Annotated in this window: 20 protein-coding genes and 1 pseudogene; 7 read left to right on the plus strand and 14 right to left on the minus strand. The window is 40.3% G+C overall.

Annotated features, from left to right (window positions below; all coding sequences use genetic code 11):
- Positions 1 to 24 precede the first annotated feature (24 nt).
- Positions 25 to 879 (plus strand): 4-hydroxybenzoate octaprenyltransferase, encoded by an 855-nt coding sequence (ubiA, locus tag JI723_RS02325; RefSeq protein WP_272581339.1) that lies wholly within the window; start codon positions 25 to 27, stop codon positions 877 to 879.
- Between the two features lie 319 nt (positions 880 to 1,198).
- Here ubiA and JI723_RS02330 read toward each other — a convergent pair whose 3' ends face one another.
- Positions 1,199 to 1,951, minus strand: coding sequence for a ZirU family protein (locus JI723_RS02330; RefSeq protein ID WP_272581338.1), 753 nt, complete (start codon positions 1,949 to 1,951; stop codon positions 1,199 to 1,201).
- Positions 1,952 to 1,994: 43 nt separating this feature from the next.
- A complete protein-coding gene (locus tag JI723_RS02335; protein WP_272581337.1) occupies positions 1,995 to 4,091 on the minus strand; it encodes an inverse autotransporter beta domain-containing protein in 2,097 nt (698 codons plus the stop codon).
- A 616-nt stretch (positions 4,092 to 4,707) separates the two neighbouring features.
- Here JI723_RS02335 and JI723_RS02340 point away from each other — a divergent pair.
- Positions 4,708 to 5,917: pseudogene (locus tag JI723_RS02340) on the plus strand (IS3 family transposase).
- A gap of 80 nt (positions 5,918 to 5,997) precedes the next feature.
- On the opposite strand, the gene plsB reads toward JI723_RS02340, so the two are convergent.
- Positions 5,998 to 8,478, minus strand: a complete 2,481-nt coding sequence (plsB, locus tag JI723_RS02345) for a glycerol-3-phosphate 1-O-acyltransferase PlsB (protein WP_272581176.1) — start codon at positions 8,476 to 8,478, stop codon at positions 5,998 to 6,000.
- Positions 8,479 to 8,603: 125 nt separating this feature from the next.
- Between plsB and JI723_RS02350 the strand changes: the two genes are divergently transcribed.
- The gene (locus JI723_RS02350) at positions 8,604 to 8,978 is read left to right on the plus strand and encodes a diacylglycerol kinase (protein ID WP_070925775.1); all 375 of its coding nucleotides are present in this window, start codon (positions 8,604 to 8,606) and stop codon (positions 8,976 to 8,978) included.
- Between the two features lie 116 nt (positions 8,979 to 9,094).
- Positions 9,095 to 9,712: a transcriptional repressor LexA gene (lexA, locus tag JI723_RS02355; protein WP_070925773.1), complete on the plus strand. Its 618-nt coding sequence runs from the start codon at positions 9,095 to 9,097 to the stop codon at positions 9,710 to 9,712.
- A gap of 250 nt (positions 9,713 to 9,962) precedes the next feature.
- Here lexA and zur read toward each other — a convergent pair whose 3' ends face one another.
- From zur to JI723_RS02405, 10 genes are all read right to left on the minus strand, one after another.
- Positions 9,963 to 10,484, minus strand: coding sequence for a zinc uptake transcriptional repressor Zur (gene zur, locus JI723_RS02360; protein ID WP_272581175.1), 522 nt, complete (start codon positions 10,482 to 10,484; stop codon positions 9,963 to 9,965).
- A gap of 658 nt (positions 10,485 to 11,142) precedes the next feature.
- Complete coding sequence (locus JI723_RS02365; protein ID WP_272581174.1) at positions 11,143 to 11,622, minus strand: FidL-like protein; 480 nt, start codon at positions 11,620 to 11,622, stop codon at positions 11,143 to 11,145.
- Positions 11,623 to 11,895, minus strand: a complete 273-nt coding sequence (locus JI723_RS02370) for a hypothetical protein (protein ID WP_272581173.1) — start codon at positions 11,893 to 11,895, stop codon at positions 11,623 to 11,625.
- A 332-nt stretch (positions 11,896 to 12,227) separates the two neighbouring features.
- Positions 12,228 to 12,566: a winged helix-turn-helix domain-containing protein gene (locus tag JI723_RS02375; protein ID WP_272581172.1), complete on the minus strand. Its 339-nt coding sequence runs from the start codon at positions 12,564 to 12,566 to the stop codon at positions 12,228 to 12,230.
- A 475-nt stretch (positions 12,567 to 13,041) separates the two neighbouring features.
- Complete coding sequence (locus JI723_RS02380) at positions 13,042 to 15,051, minus strand: TonB-dependent receptor plug domain-containing protein (protein WP_272581171.1); 2,010 nt, start codon at positions 15,049 to 15,051, stop codon at positions 13,042 to 13,044.
- Positions 15,052 to 15,179: 128 nt separating this feature from the next.
- Positions 15,180 to 16,025 (minus strand): ModD protein, encoded by an 846-nt coding sequence (modD, locus tag JI723_RS02385; RefSeq protein ID WP_272581170.1) that lies wholly within the window; start codon positions 16,023 to 16,025, stop codon positions 15,180 to 15,182.
- Positions 16,022 to 16,840 (minus strand): class I SAM-dependent methyltransferase, encoded by an 819-nt coding sequence (locus tag JI723_RS02390; protein WP_272581169.1) that lies wholly within the window; start codon positions 16,838 to 16,840, stop codon positions 16,022 to 16,024. The genes modD and JI723_RS02390 overlap by 4 nt, the downstream gene beginning before the upstream one ends.
- Positions 16,841 to 16,850: 10 nt before the next feature.
- Complete coding sequence (locus JI723_RS02395; protein WP_272581168.1) at positions 16,851 to 17,618, minus strand: ABC transporter ATP-binding protein; 768 nt, start codon at positions 17,616 to 17,618, stop codon at positions 16,851 to 16,853.
- Positions 17,615 to 18,619 carry a FecCD family ABC transporter permease gene (locus JI723_RS02400; RefSeq protein ID WP_272581167.1) on the minus strand — a complete coding sequence of 335 codons (1,005 nt, stop codon included), beginning with the start codon at positions 18,617 to 18,619 and terminating at the stop codon, positions 17,615 to 17,617. The genes JI723_RS02395 and JI723_RS02400 overlap by 4 nt, the downstream gene beginning before the upstream one ends.
- Positions 18,616 to 19,653 carry an ABC transporter substrate-binding protein gene (locus JI723_RS02405; RefSeq protein WP_272581166.1) on the minus strand — a complete coding sequence of 346 codons (1,038 nt, stop codon included), beginning with the start codon at positions 19,651 to 19,653 and terminating at the stop codon, positions 18,616 to 18,618. The genes JI723_RS02400 and JI723_RS02405 overlap by 4 nt, the downstream gene beginning before the upstream one ends.
- A gap of 335 nt (positions 19,654 to 19,988) precedes the next feature.
- On the opposite strand from JI723_RS02405, the gene gntR reads away from it, so the two are divergent.
- From gntR to gntU, 3 genes are all read left to right on the plus strand, one after another.
- Positions 19,989 to 20,984: a gluconate operon transcriptional repressor GntR gene (gene gntR, locus JI723_RS02410; RefSeq protein WP_070925824.1), complete on the plus strand. Its 996-nt coding sequence runs from the start codon at positions 19,989 to 19,991 to the stop codon at positions 20,982 to 20,984.
- 333 nt (positions 20,985 to 21,317) lie between these two features.
- Positions 21,318 to 21,860, plus strand: coding sequence for a gluconokinase (gntK, locus tag JI723_RS02415; RefSeq protein ID WP_070925757.1), 543 nt, complete (start codon positions 21,318 to 21,320; stop codon positions 21,858 to 21,860).
- Entirely contained in the window at positions 21,857 to 23,215 is a 1,359-nt protein-coding gene (gene gntU / locus JI723_RS02420; protein ID WP_140178792.1) for a gluconate transporter, read from the plus strand. The genes gntK and gntU overlap by 4 nt, the downstream gene beginning before the upstream one ends.
- Position 23,216: 1 nt before the next feature.
- Here the strand turns inward: gntU and JI723_RS02425 are convergent, their stop codons facing one another.
- Entirely contained in the window at positions 23,217 to 23,429 is a 213-nt protein-coding gene (locus JI723_RS02425) for a hypothetical protein (protein WP_070925755.1), read from the minus strand.
- Positions 23,430 to 23,528: the final 99 nt, after the last annotated feature.

Raw genomic sequence — 23,528 nt, forward strand, 5'->3', positions numbered from 1 at the left:
AGGAGCACGACAGTGGAGGGAAGTATGGCGCTAACTAAATGGCATGCCTACAGCCGTTTGATGCGAATTGATAGGCCTATTGGCTCATTGTTGTTGTTATGGCCAACCTATTGGGCACTATGGATTGCAGCTCAAAGTATCCCCAGTTTGCACATCCTGATTGTGTTTACTGCTGGCGTGTTTTTGATGCGCGCCGCAGGGTGTGTGATAAATGATTTTGCTGATCGCCATTTTGATGGACATGTTGAGCGAACAAAACATCGACCGTTGCCAAGTGGCGATGTTACCGAAAAAGAAGCAAAAATATTGTTTGCTGCTCTCGTAGGGCTTTCGTTTTTGCTTGTTCTGACACTGAACGCAATGACTATTTGGCTATCAATTGCAGGGCTGGCACTCGCATGGATTTATCCATTTGTTAAACGTGTCAGTAATTTACCTCAAGTGGTTTTAGGTGCGGCTTTTGGGTGGTCGATCCCTATGGGGTTTTCGGCCGTCAGTGAGTCCTTACCCTTTGTTTGTTGGTTACTGTTTTTAGTTAATATCTTGTGGTCAGTGATTTATGACACACAGTATGCGATGGTTGATCGTGATGACGATTTAAAAATAGGTGTGAAATCAACAGCGATTTTATTTGGTCAGTATGACAAATTGATTATTGGGGTTTTACAAGTCGTGATGCTTGGTTTGCTGGTAGCGATTGGTTTACTTGCCCAATTAGGTATCACTTATTATGTTTGTTTGTTGCTAGCTGCGTTATTGTTTGTTTATCAGCAAAAATTAATGGTCAATAGAGAACGAGCGCCTTGTTTTAAAGCCTTTATGAATAATAATTATGTTGGTTTTATATTATTTATCGGGATTTTTTTAAGTTATTGGTAAGCAATCTGACCTCACGTTTAAAAACGTGAGGTTTGTCATTTTTTGTGACAGGGTGTGCAAATTACCTCTGTTCCTTCACGGTTCTGACCATATTTTACTCTACTCATCAATGCATGCTCTTAAAAAGAGATTATGGCATTGATTTCATCACAAAAGTGGATACTCCTCCTTCTATAATTAGCCCCGTTGTTTGAGTTATTAAACGCATAAAAAGGTTAATCACTCTCTTATCATTCAGTTTATGAATATTCTCTACCGCTGGTGTTGCTTATGATTAAAAAGCACCACAATGGGATAGTTCTGTTATCGGTAATACTGATTATGGGTTAGAGACGATGACTTGAATTTTCCGTTTCTGGTCAGTTCCTTTTATCGTGTACTCTGATGTGGTTGCATTCATGATGTTCGTGTATCTGCCAGAACTCACTGCATCTTCAATCTGCCACTGATAAACCAGACTATTATCACAGGTCGCGTAACAAACGGTATTGGCTTTTAGTTTCTCGCCAACTAAAGGTTGTGTCCCTGAGATGCCTGAGATACTCACTGATTTGGCGATATTGCCTTCTATTGTGGTAATGCCTTTACCTCCCGATATCGCGTTATTTTTGATATCTCTGTAGGTTGTTGCCGGTACAGACAAGCTCTTTGACGGCTCAGTAATGGCGGGATCAGTGCTTGCGACCGCTTTGACCGTGATCGTTTTACCTAGCAACGCCGCGGTTAGTTTCAGCGTATCGCCAGTCGTGCCGTTAATGATATTGTCGTCTTCATACCATTCATAGAGGATGCTTGTCTGCTTATCGCCATCTTCATCACTGAAAATAAAGTCTGAAGCTTTTAAAGAATCCCCCAGACCTAATATTCCGTCCCCGTTATCATCACTGGCTTTGACTGTACCTCCTTTTAGCTCTGGCGCATGTCCGATAACTGGTTGGGTCGCAGGAGAGGTAATCGAGACAGTGGCTGCTAGCGCTGGTGTAGTGACAAGCAGATTGAGAACGACACTGACACACAGGATCGATAGTTTGCCTTTGCGTATTATTTGGGTTTGCTGTTGGTTCATGTTCATCTTATTTTTACCTTATATTTTTTTAAATGCTTTATGGTCATATTTATTGTGCCGTTACTCGCAATCTGCGCTTTTGCATGTCTGTTGTGACGATATAGGTAGTGGTTGTTGCACCACGTATGGCTTGATACCGTCCTGACCCTTGGGATGTTTCGACTTCCCATTGCCAGAAAGTGGGTAGAATACAGTTGATTTGGCAATCTGGCGTGGCGGTTAGGCGATCTCCTACAACTGGGTTTCCTACGATGGCAATACCGTTACGAAATATTTGTATCCCTATGGGGGCTGCTATCACTTCGACTGTTGCTGAAGCGATACGGATACCATCTATCTGTGGATTAAGAATGAGAGTGCCGAGAAGTTTTCCGGCTGTTACTGTGCTGGTGTACACACCGGGTGCGGTTTCTTTTAATTCGGTTAACTTAATGCCACTTTGCGAAGGCGATAGAGATGATGTGCCTTTTGGTATCGTGAAGGTGAACGGTAATTGAATAGATGAAGCGAGCCCAGTCACTGGTGCGTTTTGTTCATCTCGTATTGTCAGAATCAATACCTCGGATTGATCTAGATTCAACGTACCGGAGCCTACGGTTAAATGGGAATGGCAGGCAGAAAGCCCCGCATCCACTATGACCTTTATATAGGCAGGTGGGGACGAATTTCCCTTCTCATCCCATGCGTTGGCGCTCAGGGTATAGGTGTTGGTGGTGCCTGCCTGCCAAGGAGGGAGATGGATCAGCCAAGCAGTAAGGCTTTTACCAACAGACAGGATTTTCCCTCCTTTGGATGAAAATTCTGTCTGTAATCCCCATTCTACGCGTTCAGCTGCGTATTTTGCTTTCAAAATTATGTTGACTAACTGCTGGCTAGCGCCTCGACCACGGACTTCTTGTGGTAGTATCAGGCTGATAAGCTCCTGCTTACGGTATTCGAGTACAATGTTGTTATTGCGTTCAACCAATGCCATTCGGTTACTCGGTAGTGTGCGTAGGCTTGCTACTGATACAGATGACACTTGCTCATTCCAAGGCACACCTAATGAATAGGTAAGCTGCGCTTCAAGTTGTAGCTCATTGACTCCCTTTTCTTTACGCCAATCAGCCCCGAGGGTAATCAATGGGAAAGGTGTGTAGTTCACTCCAACCGTCATTGCTTTTGGAGCTTGACTGCGAATATCGTTGTCTTTCAGTGCGACTTCATTCCCGAAATACTGTTCGTATTTTAGTTTAGCTCCGAGTTGAGGGTAAGCGGGTAACCAGCTACTGGCGGTGATATCAAATCCGTTGGCGGGGCGTTCGTCGTAGTCATCAAAATCTCGCGATTGATGCCAATTGTTGAGCCGTAGATATCCATTGGCAGAGAAATGTAGATAGTCGGACCACAACTCTGCCCCGATGCCGATCCGACGGTTGTGACCAGTAATATCGATATCGTAGAAGGTGTTTACACCATACATCCATGGATCACTGAAGCGGCGGATCCCGCTACCTAAGTTCAAGGTTGTGCGATCATCAAAGTTACGACCACCGAACTGGGTAAATACTAGCCAATCTGGGCTTTGATACATCGGTAACAGTATATCTGCTGATATGGCGCTTTGTGATAGCTTATTTGTTTGTTGTACTCCTATTTGTGCCGTACCATATTGGTTCAACCAGTTCTCTATTGTTGATGAGGCTTTGGTAATAGCTATATTTTGGGCTTGTCTAGAAAGGTATTTTTCGGCACTTTGTGTGTTTATTGCGTCGAAAAAGCTAGGGGCACGACGAGATAACCAGTCCTGTATTTTATGATCTGGTTTATCAGCTAAATTTGTTACAGTTGTATTTTTGACTCTTGTTTTTTTCGGGGGTGTGCTCGGAACATCAATTTCATCCCCTGCGGATAACGTTTCAAATGGGCGAGTGAACTTGCGCGTTTGATTTAGCGTTTTCAGTTCCTTCAGCGTCAAATTATACTGATGAGCAACACTATCAACAGTTTCACCCGTTCGTAAGGCGTAAGACTTTACTTCCACTCCATCCACAAATTTCGCAGCAAATACTGAATTGGTCGGTATGATGGATACCAACAGTAACATTGGCAATAATAAATGTACCTGAGATGATTTGAGACTGTAATAGTTAATACCAAAAGTCATGTATCTATCCCTTTCGTTAAGGTGATGTCTCCGTAATGGGTATATTTCCATTACTAATAACTGGGTAATAAATACTAATTACTTTACTCAGATAGGTCTGTTATCAAACTATTTAAATAACAACGATAGCCGAACGTTACAAGGAGATAAATAATAATAGTATAATGAGCTAGATAGATATTGAGCTTTAAAAATAACCTACTGTTATATAATAGTATTATTTTTTTTGTTAGAGGAGGGGGATCTGAATCGATACGGATATTTTTCTTTGAATATAATAGATATATTGAGATTAATAATAAAAACTCACTGGTTTGGATTAAATAAAAAGTAATCAATAGCGGAATTAATTAAGGAAGATTGATTTACTATGAATTAATAAAATCTTTTTATATTCGCTATACTTTAAGTGACATGTTGTTAATTCTGCTGATTGCATTTTTAATTATTCATTTATTTGTGCAATTAATATCTGATATAGAAGGCGGAAAATGGTACTAGTAATGTTATCTTTGATGACTAAAAGCCCCACGTTTTAACGCGGGGGCTTTATTTATAAGGGGTGACCGGTCCTAAATAAAGTTGACACTTTTCCAATCTAAAATTGGAGAGTGTAATGAAACCAATAGGTAAACGAACTCAACGTGATTATTCTCTTGCCTTTAAACTGGCGGTTGTTGACCAAGTAGAAAAAGGCGAGCTCACCTATAAACAAGCTCAATATCGATATGGCATACAGGGGCGTTCAACTGTTTTGGTTTGGTTACGTAAGCATGGTAGATTAGATTGGTCGGAAGGTACGCCCAATACTCTTTATAAAGGTGCTGCTATGAACCAAACCTCGGAGCAACAAACACCTGAACAACGCATTAAAGCCCTTGAAAAAGAGCTTGAGGAGATGCAGCTCAAAGCTGATTTTTTTGAGGCGGTTGTCAAAGTGATGGATAGGGATTTTGGAGCTCGCCTCTCAAAAAAGCGCAAAGCCGAGTTATTAAGGAAAAAACGGTTGAAAAACTCACCGTAACCAAAGCTTGTCGTTTTATGAAAATCACTCGGCAAGCCTATTACAAACGTCAAGATACGTCTGATAAGCGGAAAAAATTAGATGCAATTATTGTTTGTGCTGTGAAATCTGAGCGAACAGTTCACCCTAGGCTTGGGGTGAGAAAATTACACTTTCTTTTGAAACAAAAACAATTAATTATTGGTCGTGACCGATTATTTTCTTTGTTGAGAGAACATCGCTTATTAGTGCCTAATAAGCGGTCATATCATCGAACAACATTGAGTCATCATCGATTTCATCGACATCCAAATTTAATTAAATCAGGGTTTATCCCTTCACAACCGGAGCAACTGTGGGTTGCTGATATTACGTATTTATCCACACACGAAGGAGATACTTATTTAAGTCTGATCACCGATGCTTATTCGCGAAAAATAGTGGGTTATCATCTTGATGACAATATGAAAACAAAAGCCGTCAAGAAATCATTTGTACAAGCATTAAAAAAACGAAGTTCAACCACGACCTTGATCCATCATTCAGATCGAGGCTTACAATACTGTTCGTCGGAATATCAGGAAATCCATAAAAACATAATATTCAATGTTCTATGACGGATGGCTATGACTGTTATCAAAATGCATTAGCAGAGCGAGTCAATGGGATATTAAAAATGGAATATTTGTTAATAAAGCCGAGAAATTTAGAACAGGCTAGGAGGTTGGTTGAAGAATCAATACAGATTTATAATGAAAGGCGACCTCATTTATCATTAAACTATAAAACGCCCGATGAGGTTCATCGAGCATTTTATACCTGAAAAGTTGTCAACCTATATCAGGACTAGTCAGGGAATATGAATAGTATTATGCCCCGTTTTATTTCTTTATACCCAAATCGCTAGTCTTGTTTTGATTTCTCGCTCTCTTTTTCCGCAGCGCGCTCTTCTGGCTGGCTAACGCTTTCGATAGTTAGACGTATTTCTGGTGACATTAAGCGAGCAATCACTGCGTACAGTTTTTTCGCATTTGCCGTGAAAATATCATTATCATCATTATCGATATAGCCTTCTTCGCGTAATGTTTCTACTAGTGTTGAGAATACGGCTTTATCAAAAAACTCAGGCGCGTTGATGCCATGCAATACAGAAAGACGCTGAGCTAACATACGGCTCTCTTTTTCTAATGTATTACGGCTAATTTCAGGACTCGCATTGAGCAGAGATAATGTGATGGCATAACGCTGCAAGGTTTCGCGAACCCCGGCGGCTAATAGCTGTAATGGGCGGATACGGCGTGGATTTAATACCACAATATCGTCTTCTTTTAGACAGACTAACTTTTGACTGGTTAGTTCATCTATCAAAGTGTCAACCACTTCAGTTAGCGACTCACTGTTATAACGCATAAACAGCTCAGCTTTGAGGAATGGGTAAATTTGCCCAACCTGATAATGGATCTCTTGTCGGCTGATACGTTCATTGTGCAGCAGAATACTGGCAATAAGTGAGGGGAGTACCAGCAAGTGATGGATATTGTTACGGTAGTAAGTCATCAAAACGGCATTTTCTCGAGGGAGAATAATGATATCCCCCATGCTGTCTTTTTCAACTTCGAATTTATCCATTTGTAGTGCGTGCTCTAACAGTTGCTCAGCCGTTTTATTTGGCGTGGTAGCATCTGCGGTATAAGGCGCATTACGCAATAGTTGTAGATAGCATTCAACTTGCTCAATTAATTGTTCACGAGTTAATGAACGTTGACGTGAAGCGAGTAATGCGGTTGAGCAAAGGTTAATTGCATTTGCTGCTGCTGCATTATTGATATTGACCATAATGTTATCAGCCAAACCACTGACAACAGGGTTTAACCAACTTGGACGCTGTGGCTCAATAGGGTCAATGGAATCACGCCAATGAGGCACGTGCTTAGTTAAATATTGGGTGAGCGATATCGGTTGACCAAAGTTCACATAGCCTTGACCTAAGTTACGTAATTTACGTAGGCCACGGATCATTGAGAAAAAGCCTTCTTTTTCTTTTTCTGCGCCACGTAACTCTTTGGCGTAGGTTCCCACTTCCATAACGTGCTCATAGCCAATATAAATTGGCACTATGGTGATAGGACGAGAGTCTCCACGTAGCATGGCTTGCAAGGTCATCGATAATGTCCCTGTTTTAGGTTCAAGCAAACGACCAGTACGGGAGCGACCACCTTCGACAAAATATTCAATCGAGTAACCACGTGCAAACAATTCACTCAGGTATTCGCGAAAAACAGTTGAATAGAGCTTATTTCCTTTAAACGTTCGGCGAATAAAGAACGCACCAAGACGGCGGAAAATTGGCCCAGCAGGCCAGAAATTTAAGTTAATACCCGCTGCAATATGCGGTGGAACCAGCCCTTGATGGTAGAGAACATATGAAAGCAGTAGGTAGTCCATATGGCTACGATGGGAAGGGACATAAACGATTTCATGGCCATCTTGTGCTAATTGGCGTACGCGCTCTGCGTGCTGAACGTTGATCCCTTGATATAAACGGTTCCACGTCCAACCAAGTACTCGATCAGTCAATCGTACAGCTTCATAAGAAAAGTTAGCCGCTATTTCTTCCATCATACTCACAGCATTTTGCTGGGCTTTTTTCAATGGTATTTTTTTGCTGCGAGCTTCGTCTTCAACCGCTTTTTCAATTGCTTTTGAGGTCAATAATTTATTGAATAGCTCTTGGCGTACAGGAAGTTTGGGGCCGACAGCCGCAAGACGTTGGCGTGAGTAATGAATGCGTGCAACACGTGCCAATTTATTCGCGATAATGGTATCTGTACCATGCTCTTGTGCCATTAATCCCATCGAGACAATCGGTGAAAATCGCACAAAGCTGTCTCGCCCAAGCCAGATGACGGCGAAGAATTTTTGAATACCATTGAGCAAACGTAATGGCGGTGCAGGAGTATGCCCTTCACGTTCACGCCCAGGAGCACGACCAAACATGACAGACGCAGGCAATAGCTGAATGTCGAGATTCGGATTACTGCGATGTAAGTCTAGGTAGGCATGAAATATTTTTACCGACTCTTTACGCGGATCTGGGGAGTAGTAGCGAAAGACCCGCGGGCCATCATCAATAAAGACGTAAGCAGGTAATTTAGTCCCGTTGATGTCATTATCGACTAAAGGATCAGGCAAGCCGATAGATAAGCATTGGTGACGTAATGTTAAAAGGTCAGATTTTGAATGGTAAGGCAACACATATAATGTGGGCCGAGTCGTGTCCAGCTCAAGCTCTGAAATTGGGTCCGTTGGAATTAATTTACTCTTTACCAGTAATTTAAGTGGTAAATTCAACGTGTTGTAATATATTTTACGCCATAGTGACATAAATGATTATAGCCTCTTGTTAACAATGCTTTGTAAGCATACCAGAAATCAACGGGTAAATCTGTTACTGACAGTTAACTTTGACCGCAAAAAATGATGAACGTTTGTAAGTTTGAGGAATAAATATGGCAAACCAAACTAAGGGATTCACCCGTGTAATTAAGGCTGCGGGGTATTCTCTTAAGGGATTAAAAGCGGCATGGGTGCATGAAGCGGCATTTCGCCAAGAGGCGGTAGCTGCGATCTTTGCGGTAATTATTGCTTTATATTTGGACGTCAGTTATGTCGATCGGCTATTACTGATTAGTTCTGTTGTGCTGGTAGCTATTGTAGAGTTAGTTAATAGTGCAATTGAAGCGGTTGTCGACCGTGTTGGTAGTGAATACCATGAATTATCGGGACGAGCAAAAGATATCGGTTCGGCGGCGGTATTTATCACAATTGGATTGGCGCTAGTTATCTGGGCTACAGTATTGTGGCAGCGTTATTTTGCTGGTTAGTCTTAAAGTGTCGGTTAGTCTCGATAAATGTGGCACTTCCGTGATTTAAGTGTTTCAAATCTTCATTTACCTGTATATACTCACAGTCTGACTGTATAAACAAACAGGGGAACGAGATGAAAGCACTGACGGCTAGACAACAGCAGGTTTATGATCTGGTGCGCGATCACATTTCTCAGACGGGTATGCCACCTACACGCGCTGAAATAGCAGCAAGCCTTGGTTTTCGTTCGCCTAATGCGGCAGAAGAGCATCTTAAGGCGTTAGCGCGTAAAGGGGTTATTGAGATTGTTTCTGGTGCTTCTCGCGGTATTCGTTTACTGCTTGAAGAAGAGAATGATACTCAAGGGCTTCCTCTGATTGGCCGTGTAGCTGCGGGTGAACCATTATTAGCTCAAGAGCATATAGAGAGCCACTATCAAGTTGATCCAGCACTTTTTAAACCACATGCGGATTTTTTACTGCGTGTGAATGGTATGTCGATGAAAGATATTGGTATTATGGATGGTGATCTGTTAGCTGTTCATAAAACCCAAAATGTCCATAATGGGCAAGTTGTGGTCGCACGAATTGAAGATGAAGTAACGGTAAAGCGTTTTAAACAACAAGGTAATCGTGTCGAATTAATCGCGGAGAACGCTGAGTTTGCACCTATTATTGTCGATCTACGCCAGCAAAACTTCACGATTGAGGGGTTAGCTGTGGGGGTGATCCGTAATGGTGAATGGTGCTAAGATTGCATCGTAAAGATGATTAAAATGTTGCTGGCAGATTGTACCCATTAATGTTTTTGGGGATCTGCCCGCGATATAAGTGTTTATTTTTCAATTTAAAGCGTGATGGGTAGGAAAACGGATGGTTTAATATAGCCTATCAGCCTATCAGCCTATCAGCCTATCAGCCTATCAGCCTATCAGCCTATCAGCCTATCAGCCTATCAGCCTATCAGCCTATCAGCCTATCAGCCTATCAATAGCTCTTTTTTTAAGTTTTTTTCTTTGTTTTTACTGAGGGCTGTTGATGATCATGATCGCAATGTTGATGATCTCGGCAATTCACGATTTCGCTGCAAGCTTGGCATACCCCATGATTTTCTACCACAGTATGACGTAGCTGAAATTGATTTTGTTTGGCTAATTCTAAAATGGCAGCTTCAATTACCCCACAATCACTTTCGGCGACACTGCCGCAATGATCACAGATTAACATTACTGATATATGACTCGGGTTATCAAAATGATGGCAAATAACATAGCTATTAGTGGATTCTATTTTATGAATAAAGCTTTGTTCCATCAAAAACTCTAAAGCACGATAGACAGTAGGGGGTTTAGCTTGTGGTTCTACTTCACGGAGCAGGTCAAGTAAATCGTATGCACTGATGGCTCCGTGTTGTTTAGCTATCAAACGTAAAACAGTTTCTCGCTGCGATGTGAGCCTAACACCTCGAGCTCCACATAACCGCGCAGCCATTGCGAGCAACTTTTCTTCATTCATTTTTTTCATGGTCGAGAGCCCTACTCAAAACTGTTATTGCTGTTGAGGGTAGTCTACCATAATTTAGAAATATCTAGGTAATCCTCGCATTTTTAATGAAAGTTACCAACAAGTTTTAGTTCTGTTGCTTGCCACTCAATAATTTGATTTAGAGATGGTATAACTCAATTTGGGGAAAAGGTGCCTTATTAAGCCAAACTCATTGAGCATCAGGGCATACTCCATTAACAGTGGATGAATCAAATAGTAAGCAACATGAATTCTGTTCGGTCGTTTGTCATAAAGCGATATCAGCCAAATTATATAAAATATGAGCGATAACTATATTCATTTATGTTTGATATTAGGTTGGATATTAATTTTGTATCAATAAGGATTATACAATATATACTCGTCATACTTTAAGTTTCAGCGTTGTTGACTACGTTCACTCACGCCCGTCACATAGTGCTCTATGCTCCTGGCGATTCGTTCACTTGTCGCCTAGCTGCACCTCGAATTATTTAGAGTATAAAAGTTAATATTAACGTTCCCATTTATACTAAGTCAACTTTAGTGACTAATGAAACAGTTATTCCTAGTATATTTAGTAAATGAATTATCCTTGCTATGGTTACACTAAAATAGTGTGCTTATTATTTTTTCATGTTGCTAGTATTTTGATTTTTTACTTTTCTACGTAACAAGTAAAAGATGAGTAAGCTTCATCTGTTAGAATATAAATATCATCATCCATTTTAGTAATGCTAACGTAGTAGTTTATCTTTTCTTCTTCTAACTGAATAAAGTTGGCAAATAACTCTTTTGGCACATTATCTGAGTTTGTTATAGATAGTTGGCTAATATGTATGGAATAATGATGATTTTTATCAATTGATTGAAAGTTAAAGTATATAGCTCTATCTAAGCGATAAAATACATTGTTTTGTTTTATATAGCCATACATCTTTATTCTACCAGTATTATCATTGTCAATGAGAATATTGGTTTTTGATTTTAGTATCAAGCCTTCATCTGTTCCGTTATCTTTTATCCATAAAAGTTCTGAATGACACATATTAATATTATGGCTTTTTTGATGAAGAAAAACTGCCGTAAATAAGGCTGAAAATACAGCAAGCAAAGATAATAAAATATACTTTTTCATTTAAATTCTCTGATCATTGATCGAGACACAGTCATATTGAGTATTTTTTTCTTTACAAATACTGATAGAAAGGTTTTTATCAGCAGGCTGCATATTGTTGGGTTCTGAAAGTAAAATGATGCGTTTCGGCTGATTACAATCAACATTATATTTATCAAGTTTTCTATTGATAAAATCGAGATGATCTTTAGATGAATTTTCAGCTAAATGAATGGGGATCTGAATAATACATTGAGCTCTTTGGTTCACTGCAATGTAGCCATTCATTTGCATACTGGCATCAGAATCTTTTATAAAATGAAAAGTTAACGTTAATGAAACAGTAATAATTGCAATTAAAATGAATAAAACATAATTATTTCTAATGTTTTCTTGTTTTTTTACTGGTTGAGTTAATGCGGTTTCATTCTTATTTTCTTGGGCAACAGTTAAGAATTCATGAATTTCAGCATTTTTGTTTATTATGCTTTGATTATCATGTGTTTTATTAGGATCAATACTGTTCTCATCGTGATGAACAATATTGGTTGATTTGGGTTTGTCACCATAATGTATAAATTCCTCTTCTGGTAAGCTAGATACACTATTTTCTTGGGTGATTATTTCTACTGTTTTACAGTCAAAGCGAAAACCTCTTTTAGGTACTGTAACAATAGATTTTGGATCAATACCAATAAGTTCAAATTTTTTCTTATTTCACTAACATAGGTGTTTAAGTTATTGTTTGAGCCTACTAATCCATGTTTTTCCCAAACATTGGTAAGTAAATCATCTCTGGTCGCTATTTGGGACTCTTGATTTAGAATAATTATTTCATTCAATAAGCGGGATGCAGGCTTTGAAAGCTCAATAAATTGATCTGTCTCATTATTTAAAAAAATGAGACACTTTTCAGTCTCAAAAATAAATTTATTATTAATGAGATAGTTTTTGATCTTTGTCATAAATGTAGCTTGCTCTCTCTAATTTTAACTCTAGAAAAATTTGATTTTTATAATAAAAGGAAAAAAACGTTTTAATGGAAAAATTGTTAATTTATATGTTTTTTTATAAATATTTGTAATGCATATAGTTTAAATAGGGATGCAATTAACTTTAAGTATTGAGCTATGAGCTTTTTTGAATCCTGAGTTCAAATATATTGATCTGAGAGGTGTAATGGAGTTATAGAGTTTTTTTTGCTGTTGGGTGGATTTTTATTCTTAATAAAGAATTATTTCATGTGTAAAAAAATATATATATCTAAAATATAGGTTTGGGTATCATTGTTGTATTATATTTGGCTATTTATTAAGAATGGTCTTAAGTGTTAATACCTATATATTTGGATGTTATTTAATAATTTTAATTTAAGATAGAAAATTAAAATGATTTCTAATTAGGTAAGGAGGAAAAACTCCTTACCTTACCTAAGTCATATTAATAATTATATTCAATACCCAACCAATAATTACGGCCCTCTTCTATATAACCTTTTGTATATTGATATGATTTATCGAACAAATTATTTATAGATGTATTTACGGAGATACCTTGACCTAGATCATAATCAATACGAATATCTGTTTTAGCAAAACCACGTACTTTGTCATTATTATCAATATAATTAAAAGCCCAACTTCTTGCTTCCTCTGTTATTGTGAAACTGAGAGGCTCATAAGGAGTGAATTTGACCCAGACAAATGCCTTGTGTGACGGTAATTCAGCAATATGTTTTACGCTATAATGCTTTGGATCTGCATGAATATAACTATAATTTAGACCAATGGACATCCAATCGGAGATTTGTCCATTACTGCCTAGATCAATACCCGCGTAATTCACTTTGCCACTATTTCTATTTTGATAAACATCTGAATCTTCTGTGGGATCATAGTACATATAATGAGCCATAATCGCGTCAGAAACATGATTATAGTAAGCGCTTGCATTGTAGGACCAATTAGGGGTGATATAGCCTTTATAGGTTAAGTCATAGGTAAGTGCGCGTTCGGCGTCAAGATGGGGGTTGATCACAAAGCTATCTTTATTTTTCATCTTGTTTTTGGTGTAGCGCTCTTTTTGTGTCGGGAAACGGCTTCTATCTGAAATAGAAAACTGTACAGTATCATTATTGTCTAAATGGTAGCGCGCCATCAATTCCCAGTTAAATGCACGTTGGCGATTGTCATCATAGGTTTCGATACCAGTAACAACGTTTTTTTTATTGTACAGGTAGCGTTTGCCATCATCACTACTGCGCCAATCAAAACCAATTCCACCGATAATATCTAGCTTGTCAGTTGCAACCCATTGGTATTCAGTCGCAACTGACCATGTTTGATCTTTGTAGCGATCATAGGGCACTTCTTTATTGCTACGAGCACGGTGAATATCCTCTTTCCAATGCGCAGCAAAGGACAGCATATCGAGTTCACGAAGTGTAAAATCAATACGCATATCAGCACCATTACTGTAGTCGTCATAATGGCTGTAGTTATATACCCCATTTTTATAATCTTTGACGGATTTGTATTGGTGAAGGGTATTAGTGAATTTATCGTGATAAAGGCGGCTTTGTAATGCAATATCGTTCGTAAGTTGAGTATTGCCATTAAAGTAAACGCTTTCTTTATCATATTCAGGCCATTGCCAAATCTGTTGTTTTGGGCTGTCGGCATTTGGTGCGCTATTTTTATCGCCATCTTGTTTTAAGTACGTGACGACATACTCATCAGTTTCTCTGGGGGTCCAACCCATTTTAAGCATAAGACGTTTATCATCTGTTGCAGAATTAGTGCGACGGCCATGGGTGCCAGCGAGTGGATTATCGTCTTCTGATGCGGGTAGGCCCATAAAGCGTTGTTTATATTGGCTTCCACTGATTTGAATAAAACCAAGATCATTGCGAGCACCCAAACGAGCACTGATATTATGTGCATTATCTGCACCACGAGCAAAGCCTTGATTCAGGTTAATATTAGCTTCTAACGGTTTTTTTGGGGTTGCAGTGGTTAAGTTGATAGCGCCTCCCATCAGGTTTGGTCCTTGTAGTAAAGAGGTATAACCTGTTGATAGCTCGACGCTGGATAATTCACTGGTCATAAAACGACCTAAATCTAATGTGCCATCATAAGGGACATAGGTTGGGATCCCATCAAAGAAGACCGGAACCTGACGGCTATCGAAACCACGTACGTTAACTTGCGTTTCGTTACGGTTGCCTGATTTTTGGATCACAACGCCAGGCATGGTACTCAGAGCTTGAGCAACATTGGTTCGATTTAATTGCTGCATTTGTGATTGGGTAATGACATGTTCATCAGCAGCAAGTGGCGTGCTCCAAACTGTCATAACATCACGATTGATTTTCTCTTCTGTCGTTTCCGCGAAGCTATGTGTTGTAAATAAAGCCATCCCAACCAGATAGGTAATTTGTTTTATTTTCATTATGAAATTCCAGTTTATATAATTCGATATATTATTTTTTATATAACGATAGTTAGCGTTTATTTAATTAAGTGAAAACCCCCAGCCAAATTGGTTGTAGTTTCGCTTAAGTTAGGTTGTTACTTGGGTTATGAGGTGGAAATTTTTACTTTAATATCTCTAGGTGGTGCGTAATAAGGCGCTGATGTTATAAACAAAGCAATACCCGTTTGCGCATATTCATTGATAGTTTGTAGATTGATCCCGCCAGCCGCTGATAAACGGCAGCTACGTTTTTGTTTAAGGAGGTTCTGTTGCAACTGGCGGATCAATGATGGGCTGAATTTATCCAGTTGTACAATATCGGCACCTGCTTCAATAGCAAGGGTGGCTTGTTCATAATTGTCAGCTTCAACAATGATCTGTTTTTCGGGGGCGGCCGCTCTCAATGTATTAATGTGCGAATACCAATCATCTGGCGCAGCAAGGCATTGGCGGTGATTAGTAAATAACAAAATACTTTCTGCACTACCTGCTCGATGAATAATCGCTCCACCAGCAACGATAGCTGTTAATGCGAGTGTTTTTGTACCGGGGATCGTTTTGCGCGTACAGGCCAGCTGGGCATCAGGTTGATATTGCTTAAGGATAGTCACCATTTGGTGGGTGTAATGGCTAACACCACAACACCATTCTAAGACATTTTGTACGGCCTTCCAGCCTTGATGAAGTGTTTCAACGGTACCTGAAGCAATAATCAAGCAACTTTCTGCCTCTACGATTTCACCATCTCGATAATTGCATTGATGTTCAATACCTAATTTATTAAGCATACGTGATGCGATTTCCAGACCACTAATACATCCGCCTTGTCTAGAGGTAAATGTCATGGTAGCGGGTTGATGATGTAACCCCAATGAGCGTGTTGTGAGGTCACCATATTGAATATCATCAAGTAGTAATTGATCAATTAAGCTATCAGGGAGATAAATCATGGCGTGAGATCCTCTTGTGGCACAACATCCCATGATACCATTGCCCAATTGCGAGAAGGATAGGCGATTGGTTTACCTGCACTGACTCTTTGTTGGTAGTATTGGTATAGTTTTTCAGTCTCTTCGGCGGTTAAGTTTTTCAATGACCAATTAACGCTTTCTTTAAAGGCTTCAAAGCTATCAAAGCCGCCTTTATCAGGGCTATCGATAAACTCCACACGAGCATGAATGCCCATTTGATGTAAAATATTCACCGCATAAATATAGGTTGGTAAACGTACCACTTCACGGCCAATAAATCGGATGATCTCTTCATCAATAAAAGTGGGATTAACGGTGTGTGTGGTGTAAACACGCAGTTTTGCTTGGTGGTTGAGTTTCAGCAGGGCTTGTTTAAGATCATCGACGAGTGTTGAACGTGATGCAACAGCGATATCAACTTTAGGTAAATGTGCCCAGCTGTCTTCCCACGCGAGTTGCTCGAACTGGGCATGGTGAATATTAAGTGCTTGAGCACGTTGTTGAGCGGCCTCTAACATGCCCCGACTATAGTCAATTCCTATCACTGATGTGAATTTATCCGCTAAATTTAAGCAAATGGAGCCCGGACCACAACCAACATCTAGCAAAGTTTCGGCATCAGTATCATTAATCAATTCACGAAAACGGACTAAATAGGGATCTTGAGGGTTAGCACAAGTTTTTGCCATTTGTTGTGCTTTTTTATCCCAATGTTCTGGCTCTTTGCGTGAGCGCTGTGCTTGCTGCATATGTTGTTGATACATTTTTGCAAAATCTAATTGATCAATAAGCATAACCTTGGCCTTAACAAGTAAAATGAGAGGGAAATTGAAAATGAGATGCGATGCTCTGTTCATCAATTGAATAGAGATCTGCTAAGTTAGTAAGCGTTAACATATCTTTTACTGTGCCTTGGGAAACACCAAGCTGTTTATTAAGTAGGATCACATTATCTGCAACAGCAGCGGCATGCTGTGGGTGATGGGTTGACATTAAAATAGTAATTCCATGCTGCTTAAGTTGTTCTACTTGTTGTAATAAGCGGATTTGGTTCCCAAAATCAAGGCTAGCAGCCGGTTCATCCATGATCAGCAGCTGTGGATTTTGTACTAAGGCGCGTGCGATCAAAACCAGCTGTTTTTCGCCGCCACTTAGCGTGCTATATAAACGCAATTCAAGATGCTCAATGCCCAATTTCTGAAGCTGATAAAGAGCCAATGCTCTTTCTTTATGACTCGGAATTGAAAAGATTGATAGTTGCGTGGTGAACCCCATCATGACCATATCAATAGCAGTGAAATTAAATGGCGTATCATGTGCTTGAGGTACGTAAGCAATCACTTTCGCTATATCTTGCTGCTTATAAGACTTTAATGATTTTTGAGCGAGATAAATATCACCCTTTATAATGGGAATTAGGCCGAGTAAGCTTTTAATTAGTGTCGTTTTACCGCAGCCATTAGCGCCTAATAAACAAGTGATTTTCCCTGTCAAAAGTGACAAATTAATGTTCGTCACAATGGCATGATGATGATAGCCAATAGCAACATTTTCTAATGTCATCAGGCTCATTTAACTCTCCTTGCCTGCAACAGGATTGCTAAAAAGAAAGGCGCACCGACAGCCGAGGTTAGTATACCGAGCGGCAGTTCAATTGAGGCGATACTACGTGCCAATGTATCAGTGATCAGCAACATAATTGCACCAATCATCATTGATACAGGGAGCTGATAGCGAAAGTTAGCGCCTACTATCATTCGGGTTATGTGTGGGACTATGAGTCCTATCCAGCCAATAATACCTGCAATAGAAACGGCACTAGCGGTAATTAAGGTTGCTGAAACAATAAAAATACCACGAATTAAGCTGACATTGATCCCGAGACTTTTAGCTTCTTCATCAGATAAACTCAGTAAATTCATACGCCAGCGTAACAATAGCAACGGAATAATGCCTATTAACATAATAGGTAATGCGGATAATAGATCGCTTTGAGTAATAGATGAAAGACCACCAAGCAGCCAAAAGGTAATAGAAGGTAGTTGGGTATAAGGATCGGCTAAAATTTTCATTAAAGATATCGCAGAGCCACATAAGGCGCTAATAGCCACCCCAACTAAAACGAGGGACAAAATGGGGTCGTGCTGGCGTGCCATTCGAGCAATTAGACAAACGAGTGTGACAGTCAATAACCCACCAATAAAAGCGGCTAATTGGATATAAATCATTGATTGTCCAAGGAATATTCCAATCACAGCACCAACCCCAGCACCAGCTGAAACCCCTAAGATATCTGGAGACACTAATGGGTTACGGAACATGCCTTGATAGGCAGCGCCAGCAATCGCTAGGCCGCCCCCAATCATAATTGCTGCTAATGTTCGAGGAAAACGAATTTGCCAAAACACAGTGTGATGACGTGGATCTTCAATCGCGATTTGAAAACCTAATTCTGAGAAGAGCAAACTCAATAGTTGATTTAGAGTAAGTGAGTACTTACCATTTATCAATGCAGCGATAAAACAAATAATAAAAATGGCCGCTAAAAGAGACTGTTTGGCAAGACGACTCATGATGATCTCATTAATTTATCAATTTGCTCATCTGTGAGTGACGAGTGATAAAACAGTGCGAAAAATTGTTTAATATCATCATGTATGCTTAGCGCTAGCTGTTGATCAAAATGGCTTTGTAGACGGCGCATACCTAATAAACGATTCACACTTGGAGGTCCATCTAACCAACCAAATGGCATGCCACTAAAGGTGAACAAACGGTTAGATGAAATAGCATTGAGCCCTTTCCATAATGGTGAGCTGTGGATAAATTGAACAGCTTCTTCATATTGGGTAATGATAATATCAGGGTTCCATTCGTACAGTTGCTCCATAGAAACTTCGGTCAATCCTTTAAAGTTAGGCATATCGGCCACATTGCGTAAACCTAAAATTTCTATCGCTTCGGTGTGAATTGAACCTTTAGTGCCCGTTTGGAGCCCTTTAGCCCCTCTCGCTAAATAAAAACTTAATGTATTGGTCTGATTTTTTTGCGCAAACTGTTTGGCACTTTTGAGGTATTGTTCGGCAAGGTCACTAAGTTGTTGCGCTGATTGTTGGACATTCAAGAGTTGGCCTAATTGGCGTAGCTGCTGAGGGGAGTCTTCTAGTCCCCCCGCAATCAGCAGATAGGCAATTCCCGTTTGTTGCGCTACTTTTTCAGCTTGGGAACGATATGTATCATCAATATTGCCTGTATCAAGGATCAGTTGAGGGTTATAGTCGAGTAGTTTTTCCAGAGAAAGCGTACTACCACGTCCCGCTAAACGTCCATATATCGGTAATTCTCTCCATGGTTTAGCAAATAAATCGCTATGATTTTTTTGTAAATTAATAGAGGAGAACCCTACCATTTTTTCTGGTGCTAAAGCGAATAGAAGGAGATCAGATGGTGCGCCTGAGCTAATGACACGTTGAATTTGGCTCGGTTTTGGCAATTGACCAAACAAGGCTTGTTCGACCGTACTAGGAGTTCGCCCACAAGCAGGGAAATAATAAAATGCAGCTAATGCGGCACAGGATTTGATAAAGTGTCGGCGATTGATTCCCATAGCGCTAAATAATGACTCGTTATATTTATTTGTATATAGCGCGAAAATTAGCGGAGTCATGCTGTAGAGTCAACTACAAAAAAGACAATTATGGGAAAACTCGACTATTCTGTGATGTAAATCAGTAACAAACATTGCTATCTATAAAAAGATCGCTGAACATACACTCTAAATAATCCAAGGTGCGGCTAGGTAATGAGTGAATGAGTCACTGGGAGCATAGAAAACTATGCGATGAGTAGTAGTATAGTCACGATGCCATCATTTTAGCCGCAGTTTGAAGCAGGATGAGTTATCGTCATTCGAACTTAGGTAACACTTATTATATTGGACATATGAAGAAAAAAAGACCCTCATTACAGGATATTGCCGATCGCATCGGTGTCACTAAAATGACCGTTAGTCGTTTTTTAAGAAACCCTGAGCAGGTTTCTGAAGTGCTACGTGGCAAAATTGCACAAGCTGTTGAGGAGCTAGGATATATTCCAAATAAAGCGCCTGATTTGTTATCGAACGCAACCAGCCATGCAATTGGGGTTTTATTACCTTCATTAACTAACCAAGTATTTGCTGAAGTGATCCGAGGCATTGAAGCGATAGCGGACCGTCATGGTTATCAAACTATGTTGGCTCACTATGGTTACTTGCCCGAAAAAGAGGAAGAGCGACTCACTTTTTTGCTTTCTTATAATATCGATGGCGTGATCTTAGCTGAACGAACTCATACCGAGCGTACTTTACGTATGTTAAAAACGGCGGGGATCCCTGTCGTTGAAATTATGGATAGTGTATCGCCTTGTTTAGATACTGCGGTCGGTATTGATAATTTTGAAGCTTCACGGCAAATGACGGCAGCGATGTTAGATCGCGGTTGCCAACATGTGGTGTACCTAGGTGCTCGGCATGACGAAAGAACAATTATTCGCCTACAAGGCTACGAGCAGGCGATGCGAGATGCGGGGCTTGAGCCACGCAATGTGATGACGCAAGTCAGCTCCTCATATTCATTAGGCGCCCAATTACTGCATGAGTGTAAACAAAAATACCCTGAAACAGATGGGCTATTTTGTACGAATGATGACCTAGCGATAGGGGCAATCTTTGAGTGCCAGCGTCTTGGTATTAAGATCCCCGACGATTTAGCCATTGCGGGTTTCCACGGACATGATGTTGGGCAAGTCATGACACCAAAACTAGCCAGTATCTTAACACCAAGAGATAGCATGGGGCGTAAAGCTGCCGAAGTTCTTCTTGGACGTATTAATGGTAAAAAACTACCACAAACGCTATTTGATGTTGGTTTTGAGTTACTACCTGGTGAAAGCATTTGAAATAAAAAACACTAAATAATTCGAGGTGCAGCTAGGGAACAAGCAAATAAGTCGTCAGGCGCATGCATAAATATGTATGTGACTGATGCAAGTGAGTGTAGTCACCATTCCTTCAATGTGAAGCGCTGTAACTGGAAGTATGACGAGTATCAGTGATGCACTGAATTAGTGCGATAGCCATCACAAATCTATTTATTTCCCCACAAAGATAATTGATAAAAATAGCAGCACTGCTGATAATGTTACTGGTAACTGTTACCGGTAACAATCGAATGCCTACTATCAGTAAACTAAATTAGCACTAGTTTCTATTTAACACCTGAGGAGTTTCCAATGAGTGATACCCAAACACAAAATTATACGTTTGTCCTTATGGGGGTATCGGGTAGCGGTAAATCAGCTGTTGCAAACGGTGTCGCGCAACAAACGAATGCGGCTTTTTTAGACGGTGATTTTTTACATCCTCGCGCAAATATTCAAAAAATGGCTTCAGGTCATGCTTTGAATGATGAAGATCGCCAACCTTGGCTTGCCGCACTAAATGACGCTATTTTTGCCATGCAACGCACTAATGCAATTTCATTAGTTGTTTGTTCCGCATTGAAAAAAAGCTATCGCGATAGATTGAGAGAAGGAAATAAGAACCTCTATTTTATCTATCTGAAAGGAGATGCTGAACTCATTGAAAACCGCCTCAAAGCACGTAAAGGTCATTTCTTTAAACCTGAAATGTTGGTATCCCAATTTCAGGCATTGCAAGAGCCTACATTAGAAGAACAGGATGTTCATATTGTCGATATTCGCCCATCACTTGATGAGGTTATAAAAAATACGCGTACGGCTATTCATCAAATTGTATCTGGAGGCAATCCATGAACACCCCTGTTGAAACATTAAGTACTTTAACATTGGTGCTGACGGCAGTCGGCTCCGTTGTACTACTGCTGTTCCTCGTCATGTATGCACGTTTGCATGCATTTGTGGCTCTGATGATCGTTTCTATCGGTGCAGGGCTCTTTTCAGGTATGCCAGTACAAGAGATCACCGCCACCATGCAAAAAGGGATGGCCGGCACTCTAGGGTTCTTGGCAATTGTTGTCGCACTTGGCGCGATGTTCGGTAAGATCCTTCATGAAACTGGAGCACTTGATCAAGTCGCGACTAAGTTATTGAATCTATTTGGTGAAAAGCGAGCTCATTACGCAGTGGGTATCGCAGGTTTAATTTGTGCTTTACCACTGTTCTTTGATGTCGCCATCGTGCTACTAATCGGCGTGGTATTCGCTGTCGCAAATCGTACCGGTCATAACGTTGTACGCATGGCTATACCTTTATTCGCAGGGGTTGCAGCTGCGGCAGCGTTTTTATTACCGGGGCCAACACCAATGCTAGTCGCTTCACAGATGGGGGCTGACTATGGCTGGATGATCCTGATCGGTCTGTGTGCCGCTATTCCTGGTATGTTATTAGCAGGTCCACTATTTGGTAGTTTTATCAGTAAGCACGTGACAATTGATATCCCTGCGGATTATCAAGCACCAAAAATGGATCATGGCAAAATGCCTAGTTTTGGTTTTAGCTTGAGCCTTGTTTTATTCCCTCTGGTTTTAGTTGGTCTAAAAACAATAGGTACACATTTTGTTGAACCGAACTCGAACCTTGAGCATTGGCTCGAATTTATCGGCCATCCATTCACTGCACTGTTATTGGCTTGTCTGCTGGCAATTTATGGCCTAGGTTTTCGCTATGGCATGAATAAAGAAAAAGTAATGGAAGTGTGCTCCGCAGCTATCCAACCTGCTGGTATTATTTTATTAGTGACTGGGGCTGGTGGGGTGTTCAAACAGATCTTAGTGGATTCAGGAGTTGGCCCAGCACTTGGCGATTCATTGATTGGCGCGGGTCTGCCTATCGCAGTGGCGTGTTTTGTACTAGCTGGTGCAGTACGTGTTATCCAAGGTTCTGCAACCGTTGCATGTTTAACAACCGTGGGTTTAGTACTACCAGTCATTGGTGAATTAGGATACTCAGGCGCACAGCTAGCCGCATTGGCGACTTGTATTTCCGGTGGTTCTTTGATTTTAAGTCATGTGAACGACTCAGGTTTCTGGCTATTCGGTAAATTTACGGGTGCAACAGAAGCACAAACCTTAAAAACATGGACAGTGATGGAAACTATCTTAGGAACGACGGGTGCCATTGTCGGAATGGTGTTCTTTGCGTTCTTGTAAGTTAAACGCCTAAATTACGTGAATAAGCCAAAACTTGCGGAATTGAAGTGAGTTTTGGTTTTTTCTTTTTTGTTGGCTGAGCAATGAGGCGAAAGCCTGTTGTACGCTTACGAATTTTATAAACTTTGTATTTGCTAGGTGCATTTTGCAGATAAAGCTCTACATCTAACTCACTGAGATTTAGGCTTTTAGCTAATTGATTAATTATCTGCATAATATTACCTATAACAGCTCCGAAAGCATTGAAGCTTTCGGAGTCACTCTTTACTAGAGGAAGCGGTGTTGACGCCACCTGAAAGCAATTCAGGGGGCG

Source organism: Providencia manganoxydans, assembly GCF_016618195.1.
Lineage (GTDB): Bacteria > Pseudomonadota > Gammaproteobacteria > Enterobacterales > Enterobacteriaceae > Providencia > Providencia manganoxydans.

What these genes read in the sequence shown, in the direction of transcription:
- ubiA (WP_272581339.1), top strand. Translation starts at nt 25, where the DNA reads ATGGCGCTAACTAAATGGCATGCCTACAGCCGTTTGATGCGAATTGAT.
- JI723_RS02330 (WP_272581338.1), bottom strand. Translation starts at nt 1,951, where the DNA reads ATGAACATGAACCAACAGCAAACCCAAATAATACGCAAAGGCAAACTA.
- JI723_RS02335 (WP_272581337.1), bottom strand. Translation starts at nt 4,091, where the DNA reads ATGACTTTTGGTATTAACTATTACAGTCTCAAATCATCTCAGGTACAT.
- plsB (WP_272581176.1), bottom strand. Translation starts at nt 8,478, where the DNA reads ATGTCACTATGGCGTAAAATATATTACAACACGTTGAATTTACCACTT.
- JI723_RS02350 (WP_070925775.1), top strand. Translation starts at nt 8,604, where the DNA reads ATGGCAAACCAAACTAAGGGATTCACCCGTGTAATTAAGGCTGCGGGG.
- lexA (WP_070925773.1), top strand. Translation starts at nt 9,095, where the DNA reads ATGAAAGCACTGACGGCTAGACAACAGCAGGTTTATGATCTGGTGCGC.
- zur (WP_272581175.1), bottom strand. Translation starts at nt 10,484, where the DNA reads ATGAAAAAAATGAATGAAGAAAAGTTGCTCGCAATGGCTGCGCGGTTA.
- JI723_RS02365 (WP_272581174.1), bottom strand. Translation starts at nt 11,622, where the DNA reads ATGAAAAAGTATATTTTATTATCTTTGCTTGCTGTATTTTCAGCCTTA.
- JI723_RS02370 (WP_272581173.1), bottom strand. Translation starts at nt 11,895, where the DNA reads ATGCAAATGAATGGCTACATTGCAGTGAACCAAAGAGCTCAATGTATT.
- JI723_RS02375 (WP_272581172.1), bottom strand. Translation starts at nt 12,566, where the DNA reads ATGACAAAGATCAAAAACTATCTCATTAATAATAAATTTATTTTTGAG.
- JI723_RS02380 (WP_272581171.1), bottom strand. Translation starts at nt 15,051, where the DNA reads ATGAAAATAAAACAAATTACCTATCTGGTTGGGATGGCTTTATTTACA.
- modD (WP_272581170.1), bottom strand. Translation starts at nt 16,025, where the DNA reads ATGATTTATCTCCCTGATAGCTTAATTGATCAATTACTACTTGATGAT.
- JI723_RS02390 (WP_272581169.1), bottom strand. Translation starts at nt 16,840, where the DNA reads ATGCTTATTGATCAATTAGATTTTGCAAAAATGTATCAACAACATATG.
- JI723_RS02395 (WP_272581168.1), bottom strand. Translation starts at nt 17,618, where the DNA reads ATGAGCCTGATGACATTAGAAAATGTTGCTATTGGCTATCATCATCAT.
- JI723_RS02400 (WP_272581167.1), bottom strand. Translation starts at nt 18,619, where the DNA reads ATGAGTCGTCTTGCCAAACAGTCTCTTTTAGCGGCCATTTTTATTATT.
- JI723_RS02405 (WP_272581166.1), bottom strand. Translation starts at nt 19,653, where the DNA reads ATGGGAATCAATCGCCGACACTTTATCAAATCCTGTGCCGCATTAGCT.
- gntR (WP_070925824.1), top strand. Translation starts at nt 19,989, where the DNA reads ATGAAGAAAAAAAGACCCTCATTACAGGATATTGCCGATCGCATCGGT.
- gntK (WP_070925757.1), top strand. Translation starts at nt 21,318, where the DNA reads ATGAGTGATACCCAAACACAAAATTATACGTTTGTCCTTATGGGGGTA.
- gntU (WP_140178792.1), top strand. Translation starts at nt 21,857, where the DNA reads ATGAACACCCCTGTTGAAACATTAAGTACTTTAACATTGGTGCTGACG.
- JI723_RS02425 (WP_070925755.1), bottom strand. Translation starts at nt 23,429, where the DNA reads ATGCAGATAATTAATCAATTAGCTAAAAGCCTAAATCTCAGTGAGTTA.